The following is a 23,478-nucleotide window of genomic DNA, read 5'->3' as shown; positions in this document are numbered from 1 at the left end:
GACAGTGCCGTCCCTGGGGCTCCGGCCCCCGGCCCTCCCGGCTAGCGCGGGGAGGTGCCCCCGAGGCGGTTGGCGGTGTGGACGGCCCGCAGCACCGCCGCGGCCTTGTTGCGGCACTCCGCGTCCTCGGCGGCCGGATCGGAGTCGGCGACGACGCCCGCCCCCGCCTGCACGTACGCGGTACCGTCGCGCAGCAGGGCGGTACGGATCGCGATGGCGGTGTCCGAATCGCCCGCGAAGTCCAGATAGCCCACGCAGCCGCCGTACAGGCCGCGGCGGCTGGGCTCCAGTTCCTCGATGATCTGCATGGCGCGCGGCTTCGGCGCGCCGGAGAGCGTGCCGGCCGGGAAGCAGGCGGTGAGGACATCGAAGGCGGTCCGGTCCTCGGCGAGCTTCCCGGTGACGGTCGAGACGATGTGCATGACGTGGCTGTAGCGCTCGATGGACATGAAGTCGACGACTTCGACGCTGCCGGGCTCGCACACCCGCCCCAGGTCGTTGCGCCCGAGGTCGACGAGCATCAGGTGCTCGGCCCGCTCCTTGGGGTCGGCGAGCAGCTCGTCGGCGAGGGCGGCGTCGTCCTGCGGGGTGGCGCCGCGCGGGCGGGTACCGGCGATGGGGTGCACCATCGCGCGGCCCTCCTCGACCTTGACCAGGGCCTCGGGGCTGGAGCCGACGACGTCGAAGGCGGTGCCGTCCACGGCGGGGAAGCGGAACAGGTACATATACGGGCTGGGGTTGGTGGCCCGCAGCACCCGGTACACGTCGAGGGCGCTGGCGGTGCAGGGCGTCTCGAAGCGCTGCGAGGGCACGACCTGGAAGGCCTCGCCCGCGCGGATGCGCTCCTTGATGTCCTCGACGGCGACTCGGTAGTCCGGGCCGCCCCACAGCGCGGTGTAGTCGGGCAGTTCGGACGGCGGCAGGGCGGTCGGCTCGGTGGGGACGGGGCGCGCCAGGTCGGCGGTCATGGCGTCGAGCCGGGCGACCGCGTCCGCGTACGCCTCGTCCACGCCCGTCGCCAGGTCGTTGTGGTTGATCGCGTTGGCGATCAGCAGGACGGTGCCGTCCCAGTGGTCGAAGACCGCGAGGTCCGAGGTGAGCAGCATGGTCAGCTCGGGCAGCCGGAGGTCGTCGCGGCAGCTGTCGCCGATCTTCTCCAGCCGCCGGACGATGTCGTAGCCGAGGTAGCCGACCATGCCGCCGGTGAACGGGGGCAGACCGCCACCAAGCACTCTGCCCAGGTCGCGCGGGGTGTGCAGGGCCTCGACGGTGGCGCGTAGCGCGGCGAGCGGGTCGCCGTCGGTGGGCAGCCCGACGGGCGGTTCGCCCAGCCAGTGGGTCTGCCCGTCGCGTGCGGTGAGGGTGGCGGCGCTGCGGACGCCGATGAAGGAGTAGCGAGACCACGAGCGGCCGTTCTCGGCGGATTCCAGCAGGAAGGTGCCGGGGCGCTCGGCGGCGAGTTTGCGGTAGAGGCCGACCGGGGTGTCGCCGTCCGCGAGCAGCCTGCGGCTGACCGGGATGACGCGGCGGTCGGCCGCCAGCTTGCGGAAGGTCTCAAGATCCATGGCGCCGACCCTACTTGCCCTGCGGGGCGTCGACGGGCAGAACGTCGGCGTCGAAGCAGGTGCGGTCGCCGGTGTGGCAGGCCGCGCCGACCTGGTCCACCTGGACCAGGAGGGTGTCGGCGTCGCAGTCCAGCGCGACGGACTTGACGTGCTGGACGTGCCCGGAGGTGTCGCCCTTGACCCAGTACTCCTGGCGGCTGCGGCTCCAGTAGGTGCAGCGGCCGGTGGTGAGGGTGCGGTGCAGCGCCTCGTCGTCCATCCAGCCGAGCATCAGCACTTCGCCGGTGTCGTACTGCTGGGCGATGGCGGGAACAAGGCCGTCGGCGCCGCGCTTGAGGCGGGCGGCGATGTCCGGGTCGAGGGACGACGGTCGTGCGGGGCTGTCGGGGCCGGTCATGGGGCCATTCTGCCTCGGGTACCGGGTCGCCCGGGCGGGTTGTCCGCCCGCTGGACGGGGTGTCAGCGCCATGGGGCATGCTTCGGGCATGACGTTTCCGACTCCGCCGAACCAGCCAGAACCGCCCCGCGACGGTGGTGGCTTCGGGCCTCCCCCGGCCCCCGCCGGGAGCGGCCCCCAGCAGGGTTTCGGGCCTCCTGTCCAACCGGGCGGTTTCGGGGCACCGGGAGCGTTCGGGGCGCCGGCGCCTTTGGGCACTCCTGGGGCGCCGGGGTCCTTCGATTGGGGGCACCTCCCAGCGGTAGCTGGGGGAGGGGCTCCGCCGCCGCCCCCGCGCGGCCCCTCCGGAGGGAAGATCGCGGCGATAGCCGGCGGGGTGGTGGCGGCCGCGGTGGCGATCGGCCTGGCGGTGGTGGGACTCGGCGGCGGCGACGAGGACAAGGTGAAGGCCAAGGAGAGTCCCACGGCGAAGCAGAGCACGTCCGCCGGGGGGTCGGGGTCCCCCTCGCCGTCCGCGGAGCCGTCGGGAACCGAGGACCCGGGCAGGGGCGCCCCGCTGGGCCCGGGTGACTCGCCCACCGGGGACCCGGACCCCTCGTCCTCCGCTTCGCCCTCGGGGCCCTCGGATGTGGTGCCGTACGTCGTCCTCAAGCCGGGCGAGTGCTTCGACCACCCCAGTCTCGACAGCAGCGTGACGACGGTGGAGAAGCGGTCCTGCAACGGTCCGCACGACGGCGAGGTGATCGCCAACGAGACGCTGACCGGCACCTTCGCCACCGACAAGGACATCCAGGCCAAGGCGCTGGCGCTGTGCGCGACGGACGCCGCGAAGCGGATGAAGCGGATATCCGATGGCCGGACGTACTACTACTACGCGCTCTTCCCGGCCCGCGACACCTACACGTACCAGGGTTCGGACAAGGTGACCTGTTCGCTGACCCTCAGCGGCTCGGTCGACGGCCCCAAGCTCTCCAAGCCGCTGCCGGGCTGACCCACTCGGCGGGGTTCGCGCGGTCACGGCAGGTTGCTGCACACGTCTGGTGCCTGCCCCGACCGGCGTGTTACTCGTAAGTAACGGGAGCTGTCCTCCGGCGGCTCGCCATGGGCGCCGAAGGGGAGGGACCGATGACAGGCCTGCGCACCGCGATCTCGTTCGGCGGCGTTCCACTTCAGCAGCGCCTCTCCCGTTCCGTGCGGGATCTGGCGGCCACGGTGCTGGAGGAGCTGGTCGAGGAGCTGCCCGTCTACGGCGCCCTGCCCACGGAGCAGTTGCGCGGCGAGATCAGCGCCGTCGTCGAGCAGAGCATCCGCACCTTCGTCGGGGTCCTGAGCACCGGCGAGCTGCCGGGCCCCGACCATCTGGCGGCCCTGCGCGAGTCGGCGGCCAGACGCGCGGAGGACGGGGTGCCGCTGGCGGCGGTCATCAGCGCCTACCACCTGGGGGCGCGGGTCTGCTGGGACGCGGTGGCGCCCGAGGCGGAGCCGGGCGACCTGCCTGCGGTGCTGGCCGCCCACCGGCTGCTGCTGCAGTATCTCCAGCGGATGACGGCGACGGCCTCCACGGGCTACGCGCAGGAGCGCCAGGCCGCGTTCGGCGAGGAGTACGCGGCGCGCCAGGCGCTGCTGTCGGCGCTGTTGGAGGGGGCGCCCGCGCTGGAGGCGGCGGGCCGGGCGGGGGTCCGGATGCCCGTCTGCTACCTCGTCCTGTCCCTGGCGGTCGGCCCGCACCCGGACGAACTGGCTCCCGGCGTCGACACGATGGTCGCGGCCCGGCGGAAGGCGCGGCGGCTGCGGGTGGAGCTGGAGCGGCACGTGGATCCGGCGGTCGGTGTGGTGCTGTCCATGCTCTCCGTCGACGGCGGCGTGGCGCTGGTGCCGCGTGACACGCCCGCGGACGCGCTGGCCGCGAAGGACTGGAAGTGGCTGGCCGCGGTGGTGGGCTATATGAGCCGCATGTGCGGCGCCGAGATCACCGCGGGGGTGGTCGAGGCGCGGCCCGAGGACGTGGCGGACGCCGCCCGGCTGTCCGCCGAGGTACGCGAGGTGGCCACAACGTTCGGCCGCCCGCCCGGGGTGTACCGGCTCGGCGATGTGGCGTTCGAGTACCAGCTCACCCGCCCCGGTCCGGCTCGGGACCAACTGGCCGCGCTGCTGTCGCCGTTGACGGGTAGACCGGAACTGCTGGACACCCTGGGCGCGTTCATGACGGGCCCGATCGACCGGCGGCAGACCGCCGCCCAGCTCCAGGTGCATCCGAACACCGTGGACTACCGGCTGCGCAAGGTGGCGGCGCTGACCGGCCTGGACACCAGCCGTCCCGCCGATCTGCCGACGATCCGCGCCGCGCTCGTCGCCCACCGGGCGGTCATGGGTGGTTGTGCCGGATAACAACGGACCGGCCGGAAGTTTTGACTCGGCCGCCTTCCGGCGAACTCCGGGCCTTTTTACATTCGTTTGACAGCCCGTCAAGCCGTGCCGCGTGTTCCGCGACCGGCACTGCGCGGGCGATTCCCCCCTTTTGCTCCTGGAAGCCGGAGTGTCCATGAGACTCGCCTCCATCGGCATCGCCCTGTCCCTGGCCGCCGCCGTGCTCGCCGGTGCCGCCCCCGCGCAGGCCGACGACGAGCCGTATCCGGTCGGCAACCTCAAGACCGCCGTCCACAACTACCTCTTCAGCCCGGACTCCGTGGCCGGGGCCAACGACTGGGACTGCAAGCCCAGTGCGGAGCACCCGGACCCGGTGGTGCTGGCCCACGGCACCTTCGCGAACACCGGTGCCAACTGGGTCAAGCTCGCCCCCATGCTGGCCAACGAGGGCTACTGCGTCTTCGCCTTCAACTACGGAATGAACCATCTCTCGCTCGGCCGTGTCGGCGGCCTGGACGACATAGCCGGCTCGGCCCGCACCATGAGCGCGTTCGTCGACCGGGTGCTGGCCGCCACCGGCGCGAAGAAGGTCGACGTCGTGGGCCATTCCCAGGGCGGGATGATGCCGCACTACTACCTCAAGCGGCTGGGCGGCGCGGCGAAGGTGGACACCCTCGTCGGAGTGGCGCCCATCAACCACGGCACCACGCTGGACGGCCTGGTCAACCTAGGCGAGGCGATGGGCATCCTCGGCTTCGTCAACAACCTCTTCGACTGGACCGGCCTGCCCGGGCTGCACCAGATGGAGGTGAACTCCACGTTCCAGAAGGAGCTGTGGGCCGACGGCGACACCGTGCCCGGCGTTCGCTACCGGGTGATCGCGACCAACCGCGACCTGGTGGTCACGCCGTATACGAACGGGTTCCTGCGCGGTGGCGACGTCCGCAACGTCACGCTCCAGGACCAGTGCCCCAGCGACCCGGCCGGCCACGTCGGGGTCTTCCTCGACGGCCCCGTGATGCAGAACGTCCTCAACGCCCTGGGGCCGGACGACCCCGCCTTCCGGCCGACCTGCACCGACTACGGTCCGGCGGTCTGACCCGCTCCACCACGACCGGCACCGGGCCCGCTCCGCCATGGGAGGGGGCCCGGTGCCGGTCCGCGCGGCGCCGTGGCAGGTCGGCTCCGCACGGTCGTACGCTGGCGTCATGTCGACTCACGCCAAGCGCGAACGTCTCCTTCTGGCCGACCTCTTGGAGAGCTCGGGGCCCGAGGCCCCGACGCTGTGCGACGGCTGGACCACCCGCGACCTGGCCGCCCACCTCGTCGTCCGCGACCGCCGCCCCGACGCGGCCGCGGGCCTCCTGATCAAACCGCTGGCCGCGCGCCTGGAGCGGGTGCAGGCCGAGTTCGCCGCGAAGCCGTACGAGGAACTGATCCAGCTCATCCGCACCGGCCCGCCGCGGATGTCCCCGTTCGCTCTCAAGCCGGTCGACGAGGCGGCGAACACCCTGGAGTTCTACGTCCACGGCGAGGACGTCCGCCGTGCCCAGCCCGACTGGACGCCCCGCCCCGTCGACCCGGTCCTGGCCGACGCCCTGTGGGTCCGCGTCGAACGCATCGCCCGCGTCTTCGGTCGCAGGTCTCCGGTGGGCCTGGTCCTGCGCCGCCCCGACGGCCGCACAGCCGTCGCCCACCGGGGCCTCCCGGTCGTCACGGTCACCGGCGAGCCCGGCGAGCTGGTGGTCTTCCTGTACGGGCGCCAGGACGCGGCGAAGGTCCAGCTGGACGGCGACAAGGAGGCCGTCGCCCTGCTGCACGAAGCCCGGCTGGGGATCTAGGCCGCCCCCGGGCTCCCCGTCGTCAGAGGCGGACCGGGTGGCCCGCCCGGCGCAGGGTCTCCTTCACCTCGCCGATCCGCAGATCGCCGAAGTGGAAGACCGACGCGGCCAGCACGGCGTCCGCGCCCGCCGCGATGGCCGGCGGGAAGTGCTCCAGCCGGCCCGCGCCACCGCTGGCGATCACGGGCACCGTGACGTGCTTCCGTACGGCCGCGATCATCTCGGTGTCGTAGCCGTCCTTGGTGCCGTCGGCGTCCATCGAGTTCAGCAGGATCTCGCCGGCGCCCAGCTCGGCCGCGCGGTGGGCCCACTCGACCGCGTCCATCCCGGTGCCCCTGCGGCCGCCGTGCGTGGTGACCTCGAACGAACCGGCCGGCGTGCGCCGGGCGTCCACCGACAGGACCAGGACCTGGCGGCCGAAGCGCTCGGCGATCTCCCGGATGAGGTCGGGGCGGGCGATGGCCGCGGTGTTGACGCCGACCTTGTCCGCACCGGCGCGCAGCAGCTTGTCGACGTCCTCGGCGGTGCGCACGCCGCCGCCGACGGTGAGCGGGATGAAGACCTGCTCGGCGGTGCGCCGCACCACGTCGTAGGTCGTCTCGCGGTTGCCGGAGGACGCGGTGATGTCGAGGAAGGTCAGTTCGTCGGCGCCCTCCGCGCCGTAGATCCTGGCCATCTCGACGGGGTCGCCGGCGTCACGCAGGTTCTGGAAGTTGACGCCCTTGACGACCCGGCCGTTGTCCACGTCCAGGCAGGGGATGACTCGGACCGCCAGGGTCATGAGGTGTCTGCTCCTCTGAATGCTTCTACTTCGACTTCCACCAGCACGCGGGAGTCGACGAACCGGGAGACCACGACCATGGTCGCGGCCGGACGCACGGCGCCGAACAGCTCCCTGTGGGCGCGGCCCACCGCGTCGACATCGCGCAGATGGGTGAGGTACATACGGGTACGGATGACGGATTCGGCGCCGAGGCCGAACTCCTTGAGCGCCTCCAGCGCGCCCCCGAAGGCCGCCAGCGCCTGCTCGTACGGGTCCCCCTCGCCCTGGAGCACCCTGCCCGTGAAGGGCATGGTGCCCGCGACCAGGACCCGGTCACCCGCCGCGACGGCGCGCGCGGAGCCGATCGTCTCGTCCCAGGGGCTGTCGGTCTGCACACGCCGCACGGCTTCGCTCATCAGGACACAGCCTCCAAGGCCTCTTCGAGGGTGAACGCCTTCGCGTAGAGGGCCTTGCCCACGATGGCACCTTCGACGCCCTCCGGCACCAGAGTCGCAAGCGCCCGCAGATCGTCAAGGGACGAAACGCCGCCGGAGGCGACCACCGGCTTGTCGGTCACCGCGCAGACGTCCCGCAGCAACTGGAGGTTGGGGCCCTGGAGGGTGCCGTCCTTGGCGATGTCGGTGACGACGTAGCGGGCGCAGCCCTCGGAGTCGAGCCGGGCCAGCGTCTCGTAGAGGTCGCCGCCGTCGCGGGTCCAGCCGCGGCCGCGCAGCGTGGTGCCGCGGACGTCGAGGCCGACCGCGATCTTGTCGCCGTGACCGGCGATGACCTTGGCCACCCACTCCGGGGTCTCCAGGGCGGCGGTGCCCAGGTTGACGCGGGTGCAGCCGGTGGCGAGCGCGGCGGCGAGGGAGTCGTCGTCGCGGATGCCGCCGGAGAGTTCGACCTTGATGTCCATGGCCCGGGCGACCTCGGCGATCAGGGCGCGGTTGTCGCCGGTGCCGAACGCCGCGTCGAGGTCGACCAGGTGCAGCCACTCGGCGCCCGCGCGCTGCCAGGCCAGGGCGGCCTCGAGCGGCGAGCCGTAGGAGGTCTCGGTGCCGGACTCGCCGTGCACCAGGCGGACGGCCTGGCCGTCGCGGACGTCGACGGCGGGGAGGAGTTCGAGCTTGCTCATCTCGGGCGGTCCTAGTGGAGGTCGGGAGGAGGGCGGAGGAAGAGGGGAGCACCCGCGGGACGGGGCCGCCGGGCGCGGCCCCGCGCGGCTACAGGGTGCCGAGCCAGTTGCTCAGGAGCCGGGCGCCGGCGTCGCCGGACTTCTCGGGGTGGAACTGGGTGGCCCACAGCGGGCCGTTCTCGACGGCCGCCACGAACGGCTCGCCGTGCGTGGCCCACGTGACCTTCGGGGCCCGGATGTGCGGGTTGGTGATCTCCAGCTCCCACTCGCGCACCGCGTAGGAGTGCACGAAGTAGTAGCGGTCGTCGGTGTCCGCGCCAGCGAAGAGCCGCGAGTCCTCGGGCGCCTTGACCGTGTTCCAGCCCATGTGCGGGACGACGGGCGCGCGCAGCGGCTCGACGGTGCCCGGCCACTCGTCCAGGCCCTCGGCCTCCTCGCCGTGCTCGATGCCGCGGGCGAAGAGGATCTGCATGCCCACGCAGATGCCCATCACGGGTCGGCCGCCCGCCAGCCGACGGCCCACCAGCCAGTCGCCGCGGGCTTCGCGCAGCCCGCGCATGCAGGCGGCGAAGGCCCCGACGCCGGGCACCAGCAGCCCGTCGGCGGTCATGGCCTTGTCGTAGTCGCGGGTGATCTCCACGTCCGCGCCGACGTGGGCCAGGGCCCGCTCGGCGGAGCGGACGTTGCCGAAGCCGTAGTCGAAGACCACGACCTTCTTGCGCGCGCTCAACCCCACACCTCCAGCCGCATGACCCCGGCGATCAGGGACATGCCGGCGCCGATGCTCAGGAGCGTGATGAGGCTCTTGGACATGCCCTGCTTGGCGAAGGAGATGACGCCGCCGAGCAGGAACAGGCCGAGGACGATGAAGGCGGTCGACATGCCGCTCATAGGGCACCCTTCGTGGACGGGATGATGCCGGCCGCGCGCGGGTCGCGCTCGCTGGCGTAGCGCAGGGCGCGGGCGAGGGCCTTGAACTGGCACTCGACGATGTGGTGGGCGTTGCGTCCGTACGGAACGTGCACGTGCAGCGCGATCTGCGCCTGGGCGACGAACGACTCCAGTATGTGCCGGGTCATGGTGGTGTCGTAGCTGCCGATCATCGGCGCCATGTTCTCGGGCTCGGTGTGCACCAGGTACGGGCGGCCCGAGAGGTCGACCGTCACCTGGGCGAGGGACTCGTCCAGCGGCACGGTGCAGTTGCCGAAACGATAAATCCCGACCTTGTCGCCGAGGGCCTGCTTGAAGGCGGCGCCCAGCGCGAGGGCGGTGTCCTCGATGGTGTGGTGGGTGTCGATGTGCAGGTCGCCGTCGGTCTTGACGGTGAGGTCGAACAGACCGTGCCGGCCGAGCTGGTCGAGCATGTGGTCGTAGAAGCCGACCCCCGTCGACACGTCGACCTGGCCCGAACCGTCGAGGTCGATCTCGACCAGGACGGACGTCTCCTTGGTGGTGCGCTCCACGCGGCCCACGCGAGTCATGCGCTCTTCTCCTTTACAACCGCGCGTACCGCATCGAGGAACGCGTCGTTCTCGGCGGGGGTCCCGGCGGTCACCCGCAGCCAACCCGGTACGCCGTTGTCACGGACCAGGACGCCCTGGTCGAGGATCCGCTGCCAGGCGGCGTGGGCGTCCGGGAAGCGCCCGAACTGCACGAAGTTGGCGTCCGAGTCGGTGACCTCGCAGCCCAGCGCGCGCAGCTCCGTGACCAGCCGGTCGCGCTCGGCCTTGAGCTGCTCGACGTAGCCCAGCAGCGTGTCGGTGTGCTCCAGCGCCGCGAGCGCGGTGGCCTGGGTGACGGCGGACAGGTGGTACGGCAGCCGCACCAGCTGGACGGCGTCGACGACCGCGGGGTCGGCGGCCAGATAGCCCAGGCGCAGCCCGGCCGCGCCGAACGCCTTGGACATGGTGCGCGAGACGACCAGGTGCGGCCGGCCCGCGAGCAGCGGCAGCAGCGACGGCCGGTGGCTGAACTCGCCGTACGCCTCGTCCACGACCACCATCGACGGCTTGGCGGCCTGCGCCGCCTCATACAGCGCCAGCACGGTGTCCGCCTCGACGGCGGTGCCGGTGGGGTTGTTCGGGGAGGTGATGAAGACGACGTCGGGGCGGTGTTCGGCGATGGCCGCGCACGCCGCGGCCACGTCGATCCGGAAGTCCTCGGTGCGCGGCCCGGAGATCCAGCCGGTGCCGGTGCCGCGCGAGATCAGCGCGTGCATCGAGTACGAGGGCTCGAAGCCGATCGCGGTGCGGCCGGGCCCGGCGAAGGTCTGCAGCAGCTGCTGGATGACTTCGTTGGAGCCGTTGGCCGCCCACACGTTGGCCATGCCGACCTGGTGCCCGGCGGTGCGGCTGAGGTACTTGGCCAGCTCGGTGCGGAGCTCCACCGCGTCCCGGTCCGGGTAGCGGTTGAGGTGCCGGGCGGCCTCGGCGACCCGCTCCGCGATCCGGGCGACCAGCGGCTCGGGCAGCGGGTAGGGGTTCTCGTTGGTGTTCAGGCGTACGGGCACGTCGAGCTGGGGGGCGCCGTACGGGGACTTGCCGCGCAGCTCGTCCCTGATGGGGAGATCGTCGATACGGGTCACTGGCTGTGCGGAACCTTCCCGTCGAACCTCGCGGTGAGGGCCGCCCCGTGGGCGGGCAGGTCCTCGGCCTCGGCCAGCGTCACCACGTGGTGGGTGACCTCGGCCAGGGCCTGGCGGCTGTAGTCCACGACGTGGATGCCGCGCAGGAAGGACTGGACCGACAGGCCGGAGGAGTGGCAGGCGCAGCCGCCGGTCGGCAGGACGTGGTTGGAGCCGGCGCAGTAGTCGCCGAGCGAGACCGGGGCGTACGGGCCGACGAAGATCGCGCCCGCGTTGCGCACCCGGGCGGCCACCTGGGCGGCGTTCTCGGTCTGGATCTCCAGGTGCTCGGCGGCGTAGGCGTCCACCACGGCCAGGCCCTGGTCGAGGTCGTCCACCAGGACGATGCCGGACTGCCGCCCGGCCAGCGCCTCGGTGATCCGCTCGCGGTGCCTGGTGGCCGCGACCTGCGTCTTGAGTTCCACCTCGACGGCCTCGGCGAGCGCCACCGAGGGCGTGACGAGGACGGCGGCGGCGAGCGTGTCGTGCTCGGCCTGGCTGATCAGGTCCGCGGCCACGTGGGCCGCGTCGGCGGTGTCGTCCGCGAGGATCGCGATCTCGGTCGGACCGGCTTCGGCGTCGATGCCGATCCGGCCCTTGAGCAGCCGCTTGGCGGCGGCGACCCAGATGTTGCCGGGGCCGGTGACCAGTTGGACGGGGCGGCACTCGTCGGTGCCGTACGCGAACATCGCGATGGCCTGGGCGCCACCGGCCGCGTACACCTCGTCCACGCCGAGCAGCGCGCAGGCGGCGAGGATGGTGGGGTGCGGCAGTCCGCCGTGGTCCTTCTGCGGCGGCGAGGAGACCGCCAGCGAGGCGACGCCCGCTTCTTGTGCGGGCACCACGTTCATCACGACGGAGGACGGATAGACGGCGTTGCCGCCCGGCACGTACAGGCCGACGCGCTCGACGGGGACCCAGCGCTCGGTGACCGTGCCGCCCGGCACGACGGTGACGGTCTTGTCGGTGCGGCGCTGCTCGCGGTGGACGAGCCGGGCACGGCGGATGGACTCCTCCAGGGCGGCCCGGACGGCCGGGTCCAGCTCCGCCAGGGCGCGCGAGAGCGCCTCGGCGGGCACCCGCACCCGGTCGATCCTCACGCCGTCGAAGCGCTCCGCGTAGTCGATCAGTGCCGCGGTGCCGCGATGATGCACGTCGTCGCAGATCGGCCGCACCTTCTCCAGGGCGGCCTCGACGTCGAGCTCGGCACGGGGCAGCAGGTCGCGATCGATGCCGCCGTCGGGAGAACCCTCGGGACGGGCAGCGCCGCGCAGATCGATTCGGGAGATCACGCGGTCAATTGTCTCAGACCGGTTCCGGAGCCCGGTCCCCCGTATCACTCAGTGATACGCACCCCTTAAGTTGATCCTGACCGCTGGCGTTCAACCGGTTACTCAGCGGGAATGGGGATCCGTGCGGGGCGTACGGAGTACGGGAGGGGGCACGGCTGTGACCGAGCCGCACGACGGCGATCCGCCCGAAGGACTCGATCTGACGACCCCCGAATGGGGGATGTGGCAGGCCTTCCGCAACGGCAGCACCCTCGATCTGCGCACCCCGCACCCGCAGCGCAACGATCCGGCGGGCCCGCACGCGTGGGGTCCGGAGCGCAGTGTGCGCGCCCGGGTGGTCGCCCTGCTGCTGCTCAACGGCCCGTCGCCGCAGCCCGGCCGGGTCGCCGCGCTCAAGCTCAACGGAGTGCACATCACCGGCACGCTGGATCTGGCCGGCGGCGCGATAGACCCGTATGTGGAGATGCGCAACTGCCGCTTCGAGCAGGAGCTGCTGCTCCCCGAGGCCCGCTTCTCCACCCTGCGGCTGGTGGGCTGCGCGGTGCCCAGGATCGAGGCGGCCCGGCTGCACACCGAGGGCGATCTGCACCTGCCGCGCTGCGTGGTGGAGAACGGCATCCGGCTCACCGACGCCCACATCGGCACGGACTTACTCCTCAACCAGCTGGTGGTGCGCCGGGACCGGCGCGGCCGGTCCATCACCGCCGACGGGCTGACCGTGGCCCAGGACTTCCAGGCCGAGATGATCGAGTCGTACGGCGAGCTGAGCATGCGCGGCGCGCAGATCGGCGTCTCCTTGAGCCTGCGCGGCAGCCGGCTGCGCAACCCCTATGGAGGGCGGGCGCTGAACGCCCCGCAGCTGACGGTGGAGCGCACCCTGTACCTGACGGCCGCCGGGGTCAGCGGCTCGCCGTTCTCCAACGGCACGACCCCGCCGTACGGCATCTCCGCCAGCACGCCCACCCGCGGCACCCGTATCCAGCGCTTCGAGTGCGAGGGCGGGGTGCGGCTGGACGACGGGCGGTTCGGCGACGCCATCGACTTCGAACAGGCCCGTTTCACCCTGGAGAACGACCAGGAGGTGTCGCTGCGCCGGGTCCAGACGCCCGAGCTGCGCTTCCTCGGGGAGCGCCCGGAGAAGGGCCGGGTGATCCTGTCGGGCGCCAAGGTGGTCAACCTCGTCGACAAGTCGGTGAGCTGGCCGGGCCCCGGCGGTCTGGCGATGGCCGGGTTCGCGTACGAGCACCTCATCCCGCGCGGCCACTTCCCGCTGTCGCGGCGCCTGGAGTGGGTGGCCGCGGCGACGCCGGAGTACTCCCCCGATCCGTACGAGATGCTGGCGACCGCCCTGCGCACCAGCGGGGAGGACGCGGACGCCCGCGAGGTGCTGCTCGCCAAGCAGCGGCGGCGGCGCGAGACGCTGCCGGTGGGCGCGAAGCTGTGGGGATATCTCCAGGACTGGACGGTGGCGTACGGGTACCGGCCCGGGCGTGCGGCCGTGTGGATGGCGGTGCTGTGGGCGGTCGGCACGGTCTTCTTCACCCAGCGGCCGCCGGAGGCGATCAAGCCCGGCGAGGCGCCGCACTGGAACGCGTTCCTCTACACCCTGGATCTGCTGCTGCCGGTCATCGACCTCGGCCAGGACAGCTACTGGCGGCCGGACGGCCTGGCCCAGTGGGCGGCGGCGATGCTGATCGTGCTCGGCTGGATCCTGGCCACGACGGTGGCGGCGGGCGCGTCCCGGCTGCTGCGCCGCCAGTAGCGGGGGCTCGGGGCGGGTCCTGCGCCCGGAGCGGGGCCTTCGCGGGCCGGGCTCGCGGGTCTCAGGTCCCGGTCAGGAACCCCGGCCGGGGGAAGGGGCACTACGATGAGCGGCCGTGACCTCCCCCCGTCTCCCGCTCTTCCCGCTGAACACCGTGCTGTTCCCGGGCCTGGTGCTGCCTCTGAACGTCTTCGAGGCGCGATACCGCGCCCTGATGCGCGATCTGGCGGCGCTGCCCGAGGACGCGCCGCGCCGCTTCGGTGTGGTCGCCATCCGGGACGGACGTGAGGTCGCGCAGACCGCGCCCGGCCTGCCGGACCCGACCGCCATGCCGGAGCAGGGCGCGGCCGCGGGCTTCGGCGCCGACCCGATGCGCGCCTTCCACGACGTGGGGTGCGTGGCGGACGCGGCGACGATCCGCGCGCGCGACGACGGCACGTTCGAGGTGCTGGCCACCGGCACGACCCGCTTCCGGCTGCTGTCCGTGGACTCCTCCGGCCCCTATCTGACCGCTGAGGTCGAGGAGTTGCCGGAGGAGGAGGGCGACGGCGCCGGGGCGCTGGCTGCGGGCGTGCTGCGGGCCTTCCGTACGTATCAGAAGCGGCTGGCCGGGGCCCGGGAGCGGACCCTGACCGCCGAGCAGGAACTGCCAGGTGAGCCGTCGGTGCTGTCCTATCTGGTGGCGGCGGCCGCCATGCTGGACAACCCCACGAAGCAGCGGCTGCTCCAGGCGCCGGACACCGCGTCGCGGCTGGCGGACGAACTGAAACTGCTGCGCGCGGAGACCGCGGTGATCGGTAAGCTCCCGTCGCTGCCGCTCACCGAGCACACGCAGCACCCGACGAGCCCCAACTGACACCGGGCGGCGCCATGGCCAGGAAGTCCAAGAAGCAGTCCGGGGGCGGCACCCCCGCGACGGTGGCCCTCGCCGCCGCCGGTACCGCCTTCACCGTGCACGCCTACGAGCACGACCCCGCGGCTCCCGGTTACGGGACGGAGGCGGCCGAGGCGCTGGGCGTCGACCCGGGCCGGGTCTTCAAGACCCTGATCGCCGCGGTGGACGACGCGCTGACGGTCGCCATCGTGCCGGTGTCGGCCCAGCTGGACCTGAAGGCGCTGGCGGCGGCGGTGGGCGGCAAGCGCGCGGTGATGGCCGACCCGGCCGCGGCCGAGCGCACGACCGGATACGTACGGGGCGGGATCTCCCCGCTGGGCCAGCGCAAGCGGCTGCCCACCGCGCTGGACGCGTCCGCGTCCGGCCATCAGACGGTGTGTGTCTCGGGCGGGCGCCGGGGCCTGGAGGTCGAGCTGGCCCCGGCCGATCTCGCGACGCTCACCGAAGCGGTGATCGCGCCGATCGCCCGCTTCTGAAGCAGTTCGCACGCTGTCCCGGCCGATGCTCCGGGACTGGCCGCCGGCTGCCGATCAGTTCGCGGGCGGCGGGGCGTCGTCCCGCGGCGGGACGCCACCCTGCGGCGGGCTGTCGTCCCGTGGCGGGATGCCGTCCCGTGCGGCCGGGTGCGCCGTCGGCTCCGGGTCCCGTGGCCCGAACAGCCCGGTGAGCGCCAGATGCGCGGCCATCGCGGCGACCGACCAGGCCAGCAGCGCGCCCTTGGCGCCCAGCGCCAGCGGCTTGTCGAACGTCACGCCCGCACCGACCTCGCGCGCGTGCTTCTCGACGTCGGTCTCGGGGCCGAGGAACACCCCCAGCCGCCAGGCGAGCAGGGAGCCGAGCACACCGCCCACCGCCAGCCCGAGCACCAGCGGCACGCCGCCGCGCCGCCGGAACAGGAAGACGGCGACCGCGGACAGCACGCCCATGCCGAGCGCGAGCAGGATGAAGACGCCGTCGGCACCGATGGCGTCCTCGGCCTCGGACTCCCTCAGCCAGACACGGCTCTGGCCGTCCCAGACGGCCGGGACACGCGGAGCAAGCCACAGCCACAGCAGCCCCAGCAGCACCCCCGAGACCGCGACGGCCAGCGCCACGAGCACCGCTTCCAGCAGCTCGGCGCGGCCACGGTCCCCGGTGCCACCCTCCGGTCCGGCGGCGGGGCGGGCGGAGCCCCCGGACGGCTCGGGTCCGGACGGCTGCGGTCCGGGCGTGGGCTTGTCGTGCGGCGTCAACGGTGCGGTCACCCCGTCATCGTGCCAGGTGGGCGGCGTGGGCAGGTCGGCAGGAGGGCCACTGGGGTACGTCACCGCACCGCCGCCCGGCGGTAGGCCCAGGTCGCCGCCGCCAGCGAGACGGCTCCGACCGCCGCGCACACTCCCAGATCGGCACCGACCACGAGCCAGTCGGGCTGGGCGTCGAAGGACCGGGCCAGTGCCTCCACACCGTACGTGGACGGCAGCAGATCGCGCGCGTACGACACCGCGGCGGGCATCCGGTCGGCGGGCAGCACCCCGAGCAGGAGCGCGGCGGACATGCCCAGCTGGCCGCAGAGGGTCGCCAGCTCCTGGCGGGGGGCCAGCAGGCCGAGGGCGGCGCCGAGCCCGGCGAGGGCGGCACCGGAGAGCGGGATCACCGCCGCCAGGACCCACAGGTGGCTCAGTGGCAGGTCGAAGAGCACACTGCCGGTCACGGCCGTGACGATCGTGCCGGGCACGGTGAAGGAGGCGTACGCGGCGGCGGCGCCGAGCACCACGGCGGCGGGCGGCACCGGCAGCGTCGCGTAGTGGTCGAGACCGCCGCTGGCCCGCAGCTGGCCGAAGTACTGCGCCAGGAGGTTCAGCGCCACGAACGCCACGACCAGCACGCTGGATCCGGCGACCACGGCCCGTGCCTCGCTGCCGCCGTCCACCACGCCCCGCATCAGGACCATGATCCCGATGGACTGGAAGGTGGCCACGAACAGCAGCGGGATCCGGGCCACCCGGGCCCGGGACAGCTGTGCCCGGTAGACAGCGCCGAGCGCGGGCAGCAGTCGCGCGCGGGCCGCGAGCGGGGCGGGCGCTGCGGGGTCCGAGGGCCCCGGCCGGGAATCGCCGCGCGGCGCGGCGGTCTCCAGGGACACAGCAGTCACGTTGCGCGGCTCCTCTTCGCAGGGGGTTCCCCCGGACGGAGTCGGGGGGAGGTCACGGCCACGACGGCCGCCGCACGGGTACGACGCCGGCGGATACCCTCGCACGGCGTCGTCACCGGCCGGCCGCCGGGCCCCGGGCCCTGGGCCCGGCGACGGATCATCCGGTGGCGGATCACGCCTTCACCAGCCCCTCCGTCCCTTCCGTACGGCCACCCAGTGCCAGGTAGACATCTTCCAGGCTGGGCGTGGTGAGCGTGAAATCGTCCAGGGCGGCGAAGGCCGGGCCGCCGGTCACGGCGGCGACGGCGGCGCGCGCCTCCTCCGGGGCGAGGCGCAGCAGCCAGCGCCGCCCGGCGGCCCGCGCACTGTCCCGCAGGGCGGCGACCTCGGGTACGTGCAGCGGCGGCTGGTCGCGCCAGACCAACTCGACCCGGACCTCGTCGGCGACCAGCGCCTTGAGCCCGGCCGGGGTGTCGCAGGCGATGACCTTGCCGCGCTCCAGCACCGCGACCCGGTCCAGGACGGTCTCGGCCTCGATGACGTTGTGGGTGACCAGCAGCACCGTGGTGCCCCGCTCGGCGCGCCGCCGGTCGACGGCGGACCACACGGCGCGGCGCGCGACCGGGTCCATGCCGGCGGTCGGCTCGTCCATCACCAGCAGCGGCCGCTCCCCGACCAGGGCCGCCGCCACGCAGGCCAGCCGCCGCTGGCCGCCGGACAGCCGCTTCAGCGGGCGGCCCGCCAGCTCGGTCAGCCCCAGCTCGTCCAGGACGGCGTCGCGCTCGGCGCGGGCCGCACGGCTGTCGAGGCCGCGCAGCCGGGCGGTGGTCTCGGCGGCGAGCGCGACGGTCAGTTCGTCGAGCGCGGTGGACTCCTGGCCGAGGTAGCCCACGAGGCGGGCGGCGCGCTCGGGGTGGCGGACCAGGTCGTGGCCGAGGACCTCGACGCTGCCCTCGTCGGGCCGCAGCAGGCCGGTGAGCTGCCGTACGAGGGTGGTCTTCCCGGCGCCGTTGGGGCCGAGCAGCCCGAAGACCTCGCCGCGGCCCACGGTGAGGTCGATGCCGTCGCTGGCCCGCACGGCGGGCGCGGCCGGGACGCCGCGGCGGGGCCGGGCGGCCGGGTAGGTCTTGACCAGGCCGCGCACACTGCACACCGCGCCGTCGCCTGTCGCCTGTTTCGCGCCCGTCCTCACGAGCTACGAGGGTACGCGCCCTTTCGCCACCGCTCGGCTTCGGGGCATGGGTTGCGCTCCGCCGCGGTGTCCTTCCCCGGCGGCATCGGACGCCGCCGCGCCGCCGCTAGTCCCCCACGGGAGCGCGCTCCGTCGCCGTGCGGCTGTCGATCTCGCGCCAGAACCCCGCCCGGATCGCGTACCGGTCGTGCTCGTCGATCTGGTCGTCCTTGTGCGCGAGCAGCCCGAAACGGGCGGCGTACCGCAGCAGCTCGCCGTCGATGCGGTGCGGGATGCGCGGGTACTCCGTCGACAGCTGGTGCAGCGGGCCGGCCTCGGAGAGCCGCTCGGTCCAGCGCCGTGCGAAGACCTGGCCGACCTCGAACGGGTCGCCGCTGACGGCGGTGATGTCCTCCTCGCGGTCGGCCCAGCGCTGCTCGGCCGTGGTGAGCTGGGCGAGCATCGGCAGCGCGGCGGTCTCGGGCGGCTCGCCCGCACCGGCGCCGCGGTCGACCCAGCCCCGGTCGGAGGACCAGCGCAGGGTCGCGGTGGGGGCGGGCTGCGGCCCGGGCTGCCCGGCGGGGCCGCGGCCCAGGCCGGCCAGGTCCTTGGGCGTGGGTACGCCGCGGCCCGCGGCCGCCGCCGCGCCCGCGTCGGTCGCGTCGGCCGCGTCGGTGCCGTCGCCGGGGCGCTCGGGGGCGGCGGTCCCGGGCTCCGCGGTGCCCGGTGGGTCGGCTGGTCGGGCGGTGCCGTTGCGGGCGGGGCCCTGGTCCCCCGGCACCGTGGCGGCGGCCGTCTCCGGCAGCGGGGCGGAGAGGATCGCGGCGATCTCGGGCCGGGTGCCGGGCGCGGAGGTGCAGGGCGCCGGGTACTCCTTGGCCCGCACCGCCCGGGTGATCCAGGAACGGTCCAGAACACGGCGTTCGTCGGCCTCGGCGACGAGGTCCTCGGACTGGTTGAAATCGCCGTCGGCGGCCTGGACGGCCCACAGGTGGATGGCGACGCCGTGTTCCTTGGCGTCCATCAGGCCGGGCAGCAGGTCGCCGTCGCCGGTGACGAGCACGATGTCGGAGCAGGCGCGGTTGCGGGCGAGTTCGGTGAGCTCCGCGTGCATGGCGGCGTCCACGCCCTTCTGCGCCCAGCGTCCGTCGCTGCGGGTCAGGGCGCCGAGCCGGACGGTGACCCGCGGCATGACGCGCAGCCTCCGGTGCTCGGGCTGGGGCACCCGGTCGGGCGCGCCGTCGAACCAGTAGATCCGCAGCAGCGGGCGTTCGGTCTCCGCTTCGGCGCGCTCCCGCAGCCCTTGGATGAGGGTCGCGTGGTCGACGGAGATGCGGGACCGGGCGGGTTCTCCGGCGAGCAGGCTCGCGGCGGCGCCCAGCAGATAACCGGCGTCCACCAGGACGACGCAGCGGTCCACGTTCCACCTCTTCCCTGACGTCCGGACGTGCGCTCCCCCCGGCACCACGGTGCCCGGTGCTCTTCGGCTTCGCTTCGAGTCTGCCCGACCGCAGGGGAGTTACCTGTCCGAACTGGATCAACGGCGTGGCGGATACGGCCTACCCGTCATGCGCCTCTCTCACTCACGGTAATTGCCCGAAATGCACGTTACGTTCTGTCGTGTCACTGTGTCTTCCGGGGAACCGACCTCACCGGGAGGCAGAACAGCCATGGCCAAGAACAAGAACCGGGAACGCAAGGAGCCGGCCACCCGCAGTACCGCCGAGCGGGGCCGCGAGCACGAGCGCCGGGGCCCGGCGCCGGAGTCAGGGGACCCGTCGTCGTCGCCGTCGCCGATGGATCAGGCCCGCAAGGGCCGGCAGAAGAAGTTCGGCCACAACTGATCGGCCTCGCCGAATGCTTGAAGGGGCGCGCCCGGGTCGGGCGCGCCCCTCCTTTCGCGGAAAAGGGGCGGATCAGCCGGCCAGGCAGGACGGGCCGAGCAGCACCTTCAGGTCGCCGAACAGCGCCGGATCCGGGGTGACCCGGTGCCGGTCCAGCCGCAGCACCGTGGTCTTGCGCGCTCCTTGCAGCCGGATGCGCACCTCGGTCGAACCGCGGTGGTGGGTGAGCACCTCGCCGAGCTTCTCGACCAGCGGCGGGGTGACCTTGACCGTCGGGATGGTGATCGTCACCGGGGCGTTGGCGGACGCCTCGGACAGGTCCGGGACCATCAGCTCCATCGCGACCAGCCTCGGCACGTCCTCCCGCTTGTCCAGGCGGCCCTTGACGAAGACCACGACGTCCTCGACCAGTTGGGTCGAGACCAGCTGGTAGGTGGCCGGGAAGAACATGCAGTCGATGGAGCCGGCCAGGTCCTCGACGGTGGCGATCGCCCAGGCGTTGCCCTGCTTGGTCATCTTGCGCTGGAGGCCGGAGATGATGCCGCCGATGGTCACGATGGCACCGTCGGCATGCTCACCGCCCGTGAGCTGTGCGATGGCGGCGTCGCTCTTGTCGTTGAGGACGTGCTCGATGCCGAACAGCGGGTGGTCGGAGACGTACAGGCCGAGCATCTCGCGCTCCTGGGCGAGCAGATACGACTTGTCCCACTCGACGTCGGAGAACTCCACGTCGAGACCGAAGCCGGGGCCGTCGTCCCCACCGCTGTCGTCGCCCATGCCGCCGAAGAGGTCGAACTGCCCCTCGGCCTCCTTGCGCTTCACCGCGACCACATTGTCGATCATGGGCTCGTAGTGCGCCACGAGGCCCTTGCGGGTGTGCCCCATCTCGTCGAACGCGCCCGCCTTGATCAGCGACTCGGTGGTGCGCTTGTTGCAGACGACCGCCTCGACCTTGTCGAGGTAGTCGGGGAAGGAGTTGTACTTCCCCTTCGACTTACGGCAGCGGATGATCGAATCCACCACGTTCTGACCGACGTTGCGGACCGCCGTGAGACCGAAGAGGATCACGTCGTCACCCTGCGCCGTGAAGTTCGCCTCGGACTCGTTGACGTTCGGCGGGAGCACCTTGATGCCCATGCGGCGGCACTCGTTCAGATAGACCGCCGACTTGTCCTTGTCGTCGCGCACGGAGGTCAGCAGCGCCGCCATGTACTCCGCGGGGTAGTTCGCCTTGAGGTACGCGGTCCAGTAGGTGACCAGTCCGTACGCGGAGGAGTGCGCCTTGTTGAACGCGTATCCGGCGAAGGGGACCAGCACGTCCCACAGGGCCTGGATCGCCTCGTCCGAGTAGCCGTTCTTACGGGCGCCCGCCTGGAAGATGCCGAAGTTCTTCGCCAGCTCCTCAGGCTTCTTCTTGCCCATCACGCGGCGCAGGATGTCGGCCTCGCCGAGCGAGTACCCGGCGATGATCTGGGCGGCCTTCTGCACCTGCTCCTGGTACACGATGAGGCCGTAGGTGAGGCCGAGGGTCTCCTTCAGGGGCTCCTCGAGCTCGGGGTGGATCGGGGTGATCTCCTGGCGGCCGTTCTTGCGCTCCGCGTAGTTCGTGTGCGAGTTCATGCCCATCGGGCCCGGCCGGTACAGGGCCGAGACGGCGGAGATGTCCTCGAAGTTGTCGGGCTGCATCTGGCGCAGCAGGGAGCGCATCGGGCCGCCGTCGAACTGGAAGACGCCGAGCGTGTCACCGCGGCAGAGCATCTGGTACGTCTTGGGGTCGTCCAGCGGGACGGAGAGCAGCTCCAGCTCGACGCCCTTGTTGGCCTTCACCATCTTGACGGCGTCGTCCATGATCGTGAGGTTGCGCAGGCCGAGGAAGTCCATCTTCAGCAGGCCGAGCGACTCGCAGGTGGGGTAGTCCCACTGCGTGATGGTGACGCCGTCGGAGTGCCGCACCCAGACGGGGATGTGGTCGGTGATCGTCTCGCTGGACATGATCACGCCGGCCGCGTGCACACCCATCTGCCGGACCAGGCCCTCGACGCCGCGCGCGGTGTCGATGACCTTCTTCACGTCCGGTTCGTTCTCGTACATCCCCCGGACCTCGCCCGCCTCGCTGTAGCGGGGGTGCTTCTCGTCGGTGATGCCGGAGAGCGGGATGCCCTTGCCCAGGACGTCGGCGGGCATCGCCTTGGTGATCCGGTCGCCCATGGCGTACGGGTAGCCCAGGACGCGGGCCGAGTCCTTGATCGCGTTCTTGGCCTTGATGGTGCCGTACGTACCGATCATGGCGACCTTGTCGGCGCCGTATTTCTCGGTCACGTACCGGATGACCTCGCCGCGCCTGCGCTCGTCGAAGTCGATGTCGACGTCGGGCATGGAGACGCGCTCGGGGTTGAGGAACCGCTCGAAGATCAGGCCGTGCTCGATCGGGTCGAGGTCGGTGATGCCCATGGCGTACGCGACGATCGAACCGGCCGCGGAGCCTCGGCCGGGGCCCACCGCGATGCCGTTGTCCTTGGCCCACATGATGAAGTCGGCCACGACGAGGAAGTACCCGGGGAACCCCATCTGGATGATGACGTCCATCTCGTAGTCGGCCTGCCGCTGGCGGTCCTCCGGCACCCCGCCCGGGTACCGCCGGGCCATGCCCCGCTTGACCTCCTCCTGGAACCAGGTGACCTCGGTGTAGCCCTCGGGGACGTCGAAGCGGGGCATCAGGTCGCGCTTGTCGAACCAGCCGGCGGTGTCCACCTGCTCGGCGACCAGCCAGGTGTTGGCGCAGCCCTCCTGCCAGGCGTCCGAGGAGTCGATGGCGTACATCTCGTCCGTCGACTTCAGGTAGTAGCCGGTGCCGTCGAACTTGAAGCGGTCCGGGTCGGAGAGGTTCTTGCCGGTCTGGATGCACAGCAGGGCGTCGTGGGCGCCGGCCTCGTGCGCGTACGTGTAGTGCGAGTCATTGGTGACCAGCGGCGGGATCTCCAGCTTCTTGCCGATCTCCAGCAGCCCGTCCCGGACCCGGCGCTCGATCTCGATGCCGTGGTCCATCAGCTCCAGGAAATAGCGCCCCTTGCCGAAGATGTCCTGGTACTCGGAGGCGGCCTTCAGGGCCTCGTCGAACTGGCCGAGCCGCAGCCGGGTCTGCACCTCGCCGGACGGGCAGCCGGTGGAGGCGATCAGGCCCTCCGACCACTGGGAGATCGTCTCCTTGTCCATACGGGGCCACTTCTGCAGCCAGCCCTCGGCGTACGCGTCGGAGGAGAGCCGGAAGAGGTTGTGCAGTCCTGTCTTGTTCGCCGCCCAGATCGTCTTGTGGGTGTAACCACCCGAACCCGAGACGTCATCGCGCTTCTGGTGCGGCTGGCCCCACTGGACCTTGCGCTTGTACCGCCGGGACTCGGGCGCCACGTACGCCTCGATGCCGATGATCGGCGTCACCCCGGCCTTCGTGGCCTGCTGGAAGAAGTCGTACGCCCCGTGCAGGTTGCCGTGGTCCGACATGGCGATGTGGGTCATGCCCATCTCGTTGCACGCCTGGAACATGTCCTTGAGCCGCGCGGCACCGTCCAGCAGCGAGTACTGGGTGTGCACGTGCAGGTGCGTGAACGGCTTCTTTGCCACGACGGAAGTCCTCCAGGTGGATTGTGCGGCGCGAAGCGCCTCGATGAGGGGCGGCGGCCGGGCGACGGGCG

The 23,478-nt window shown here is 72.3% G+C and carries 23 protein-coding genes; 8 read left to right on the top strand and 15 right to left on the bottom strand.

Annotated features, from left to right (window positions below):
- Window positions 1-41: 41 nt before the first annotated feature.
- Complete coding sequence (locus tag ACQUSR_RS25450) at window positions 42-1,565, bottom strand: anthranilate synthase component I (RefSeq protein ID WP_431044934.1); 1,524 nt, start codon at window positions 1,563-1,565, stop codon at window positions 42-44.
- Between the two features lie 10 nt (window positions 1,566-1,575).
- Window positions 1,576-1,962 carry a phosphoribosyl-AMP cyclohydrolase gene (gene hisI / locus ACQUSR_RS25445; protein WP_431044933.1) on the bottom strand — a complete coding sequence of 129 codons (387 nt, stop codon included), beginning with the start codon at window positions 1,960-1,962 and terminating at the stop codon, window positions 1,576-1,578.
- Between the two features lie 391 nt (window positions 1,963-2,353).
- Here hisI and ACQUSR_RS25440 point away from each other — a divergent pair, with 391 nt between their 5' ends.
- The 4 genes from ACQUSR_RS25440 (at window position 2,354) to ACQUSR_RS25425 (ending at window position 6,170) form a co-directional block, all read left to right on the top strand.
- Entirely contained in the window at window positions 2,354-2,953 is a 600-nt protein-coding gene (locus ACQUSR_RS25440) for a hypothetical protein (protein ID WP_431044932.1), read from the top strand.
- Window positions 2,954-3,087: 134 nt separating this feature from the next.
- A complete protein-coding gene (locus ACQUSR_RS25435; protein WP_431044931.1) occupies window positions 3,088-4,350 on the top strand; it encodes a PucR family transcriptional regulator in 1,263 nt (420 codons plus the stop codon).
- A 154-nt stretch (window positions 4,351-4,504) separates the two neighbouring features.
- A complete protein-coding gene (locus tag ACQUSR_RS25430) occupies window positions 4,505-5,428 on the top strand; it encodes an esterase/lipase family protein (RefSeq protein WP_431044930.1) in 924 nt (307 codons plus the stop codon).
- 109 nt (window positions 5,429-5,537) lie between these two features.
- Window positions 5,538-6,170, top strand: a complete 633-nt coding sequence (locus ACQUSR_RS25425) for a TIGR03085 family metal-binding protein (protein WP_431044929.1) — start codon at window positions 5,538-5,540, stop codon at window positions 6,168-6,170.
- Window positions 6,171-6,192: 22 nt separating this feature from the next.
- Here ACQUSR_RS25425 and hisF read toward each other — a convergent pair whose 3' ends face one another.
- The 8 genes from hisF to hisD form a co-directional block, all read right to left on the bottom strand.
- Entirely contained in the window at window positions 6,193-6,951 is a 759-nt protein-coding gene (hisF, locus tag ACQUSR_RS25420) for an imidazole glycerol phosphate synthase subunit HisF (protein ID WP_431044928.1), read from the bottom strand.
- Entirely contained in the window at window positions 6,948-7,349 is a 402-nt protein-coding gene (locus tag ACQUSR_RS25415) for a RidA family protein (protein ID WP_431044927.1), read from the bottom strand. Before ACQUSR_RS25415 ends, hisF begins: the two co-directional genes overlap by 4 nt.
- Window positions 7,349-8,071, bottom strand: coding sequence for a bifunctional 1-(5-phosphoribosyl)-5-((5-phosphoribosylamino)methylideneamino)imidazole-4-carboxamide isomerase/phosphoribosylanthranilate isomerase PriA (gene priA / locus ACQUSR_RS25410; protein ID WP_431044926.1), 723 nt, complete (start codon window positions 8,069-8,071; stop codon window positions 7,349-7,351). The genes ACQUSR_RS25415 and priA overlap by 1 nt, the downstream gene beginning before the upstream one ends.
- Before the next feature lie 88 nt (window positions 8,072-8,159).
- Window positions 8,160-8,801 (bottom strand): imidazole glycerol phosphate synthase subunit HisH, encoded by a 642-nt coding sequence (hisH, locus tag ACQUSR_RS25405; RefSeq protein WP_431044925.1) that lies wholly within the window; start codon window positions 8,799-8,801, stop codon window positions 8,160-8,162.
- Complete coding sequence (locus ACQUSR_RS25400) at window positions 8,798-8,962, bottom strand: hypothetical protein (RefSeq protein ID WP_431044924.1); 165 nt, start codon at window positions 8,960-8,962, stop codon at window positions 8,798-8,800. Before ACQUSR_RS25400 ends, hisH begins: the two co-directional genes overlap by 4 nt.
- Window positions 8,959-9,552 (bottom strand): imidazoleglycerol-phosphate dehydratase HisB, encoded by a 594-nt coding sequence (gene hisB / locus ACQUSR_RS25395; protein ID WP_431044923.1) that lies wholly within the window; start codon window positions 9,550-9,552, stop codon window positions 8,959-8,961. The genes ACQUSR_RS25400 and hisB overlap by 4 nt, the downstream gene beginning before the upstream one ends.
- The gene (locus ACQUSR_RS25390; protein WP_431044922.1) at window positions 9,549-10,655 is read right to left on the bottom strand and encodes a histidinol-phosphate transaminase; all 1,107 of its coding nucleotides are present in this window, start codon (window positions 10,653-10,655) and stop codon (window positions 9,549-9,551) included. Before ACQUSR_RS25390 ends, hisB begins: the two co-directional genes overlap by 4 nt.
- Window positions 10,652-11,986: a histidinol dehydrogenase gene (gene hisD / locus ACQUSR_RS25385; protein WP_431044921.1), complete on the bottom strand. Its 1,335-nt coding sequence runs from the start codon at window positions 11,984-11,986 to the stop codon at window positions 10,652-10,654. Before hisD ends, ACQUSR_RS25390 begins: the two co-directional genes overlap by 4 nt.
- A gap of 157 nt (window positions 11,987-12,143) precedes the next feature.
- Between hisD and ACQUSR_RS25380 the strand changes: the two genes are divergently transcribed.
- The 3 genes from ACQUSR_RS25380 (at window position 12,144) to ybaK (ending at window position 15,119) form a co-directional block, all read left to right on the top strand.
- Complete coding sequence (locus ACQUSR_RS25380; protein ID WP_431044920.1) at window positions 12,144-13,748, top strand: oxidoreductase; 1,605 nt, start codon at window positions 12,144-12,146, stop codon at window positions 13,746-13,748.
- 115 nt (window positions 13,749-13,863) lie between these two features.
- Complete coding sequence (locus tag ACQUSR_RS25375) at window positions 13,864-14,604, top strand: LON peptidase substrate-binding domain-containing protein (protein WP_431044919.1); 741 nt, start codon at window positions 13,864-13,866, stop codon at window positions 14,602-14,604.
- A 14-nt stretch (window positions 14,605-14,618) separates the two neighbouring features.
- Entirely contained in the window at window positions 14,619-15,119 is a 501-nt protein-coding gene (ybaK, locus tag ACQUSR_RS25370; RefSeq protein WP_431044918.1) for a Cys-tRNA(Pro) deacylase, read from the top strand.
- Between the two features lie 54 nt (window positions 15,120-15,173).
- Here the strand turns inward: ybaK and ACQUSR_RS25365 are convergent, their stop codons facing one another.
- From ACQUSR_RS25365 to ACQUSR_RS25350, 4 genes are all read right to left on the bottom strand, one after another.
- A complete protein-coding gene (locus ACQUSR_RS25365; protein WP_431044917.1) occupies window positions 15,174-15,887 on the bottom strand; it encodes a hypothetical protein in 714 nt (237 codons plus the stop codon).
- A gap of 59 nt (window positions 15,888-15,946) precedes the next feature.
- Window positions 15,947-16,759, bottom strand: a complete 813-nt coding sequence (locus ACQUSR_RS25360) for an ABC transporter permease (RefSeq protein WP_431047835.1) — start codon at window positions 16,757-16,759, stop codon at window positions 15,947-15,949.
- 187 nt (window positions 16,760-16,946) lie between these two features.
- Window positions 16,947-17,927, bottom strand: coding sequence for an ABC transporter ATP-binding protein (locus ACQUSR_RS25355; protein ID WP_431047833.1), 981 nt, complete (start codon window positions 17,925-17,927; stop codon window positions 16,947-16,949).
- A gap of 145 nt (window positions 17,928-18,072) precedes the next feature.
- Window positions 18,073-19,365 (bottom strand): NYN domain-containing protein, encoded by a 1,293-nt coding sequence (locus ACQUSR_RS25350; RefSeq protein ID WP_431044916.1) that lies wholly within the window; start codon window positions 19,363-19,365, stop codon window positions 18,073-18,075.
- 250 nt (window positions 19,366-19,615) lie between these two features.
- Here ACQUSR_RS25350 and ACQUSR_RS25345 point away from each other — a divergent pair, with 250 nt between their 5' ends.
- Entirely contained in the window at window positions 19,616-19,789 is a 174-nt protein-coding gene (locus tag ACQUSR_RS25345) for a hypothetical protein (RefSeq protein WP_431044915.1), read from the top strand.
- 72 nt (window positions 19,790-19,861) lie between these two features.
- Here the strand turns inward: ACQUSR_RS25345 and dnaE are convergent, their stop codons facing one another.
- Window positions 19,862-23,407: a DNA polymerase III subunit alpha gene (gene dnaE, locus ACQUSR_RS25340; RefSeq protein ID WP_431044914.1), complete on the bottom strand. Its 3,546-nt coding sequence runs from the start codon at window positions 23,405-23,407 to the stop codon at window positions 19,862-19,864.
- Window positions 23,408-23,478: the final 71 nt, after the last annotated feature.

It is taken from the genome of Streptomyces sp. P1-3 (assembly GCF_050613155.1).
Classification (GTDB): Bacteria; Actinomycetota; Actinomycetes; order Streptomycetales; family Streptomycetaceae; genus Streptomyces.
Note: the sequence above shows the minus strand (reverse complement) of the source record. Positions and strands in the feature narration are given on the sequence as shown.

What these genes read in the sequence shown, in the direction of transcription:
- ACQUSR_RS25425 (WP_431044929.1), top strand. Translation starts at nt 5,538, where the DNA reads ATGTCGACTCACGCCAAGCGCGAACGTCTCCTTCTGGCCGACCTCTTG.
- ACQUSR_RS25400 (WP_431044924.1), bottom strand. Translation starts at nt 8,962, where the DNA reads ATGAGCGGCATGTCGACCGCCTTCATCGTCCTCGGCCTGTTCCTGCTC.
- hisF (WP_431044928.1), bottom strand. Translation starts at nt 6,951, where the DNA reads ATGACCCTGGCGGTCCGAGTCATCCCCTGCCTGGACGTGGACAACGGC.
- ACQUSR_RS25430 (WP_431044930.1), top strand. Translation starts at nt 4,505, where the DNA reads ATGAGACTCGCCTCCATCGGCATCGCCCTGTCCCTGGCCGCCGCCGTG.
- ybaK (WP_431044918.1), top strand. Translation starts at nt 14,619, where the DNA reads ATGGCCAGGAAGTCCAAGAAGCAGTCCGGGGGCGGCACCCCCGCGACG.
- hisB (WP_431044923.1), bottom strand. Translation starts at nt 9,552, where the DNA reads ATGACTCGCGTGGGCCGCGTGGAGCGCACCACCAAGGAGACGTCCGTC.
- ACQUSR_RS25415 (WP_431044927.1), bottom strand. Translation starts at nt 7,349, where the DNA reads ATGAGCGAAGCCGTGCGGCGTGTGCAGACCGACAGCCCCTGGGACGAG.
- hisI (WP_431044933.1), bottom strand. Translation starts at nt 1,962, where the DNA reads ATGACCGGCCCCGACAGCCCCGCACGACCGTCGTCCCTCGACCCGGAC.
- ACQUSR_RS25435 (WP_431044931.1), top strand. Translation starts at nt 3,088, where the DNA reads ATGACAGGCCTGCGCACCGCGATCTCGTTCGGCGGCGTTCCACTTCAG.
- ACQUSR_RS25345 (WP_431044915.1), top strand. Translation starts at nt 19,616, where the DNA reads ATGGCCAAGAACAAGAACCGGGAACGCAAGGAGCCGGCCACCCGCAGT.
- priA (WP_431044926.1), bottom strand. Translation starts at nt 8,071, where the DNA reads ATGAGCAAGCTCGAACTCCTCCCCGCCGTCGACGTCCGCGACGGCCAG.
- ACQUSR_RS25450 (WP_431044934.1), bottom strand. Translation starts at nt 1,565, where the DNA reads ATGGATCTTGAGACCTTCCGCAAGCTGGCGGCCGACCGCCGCGTCATC.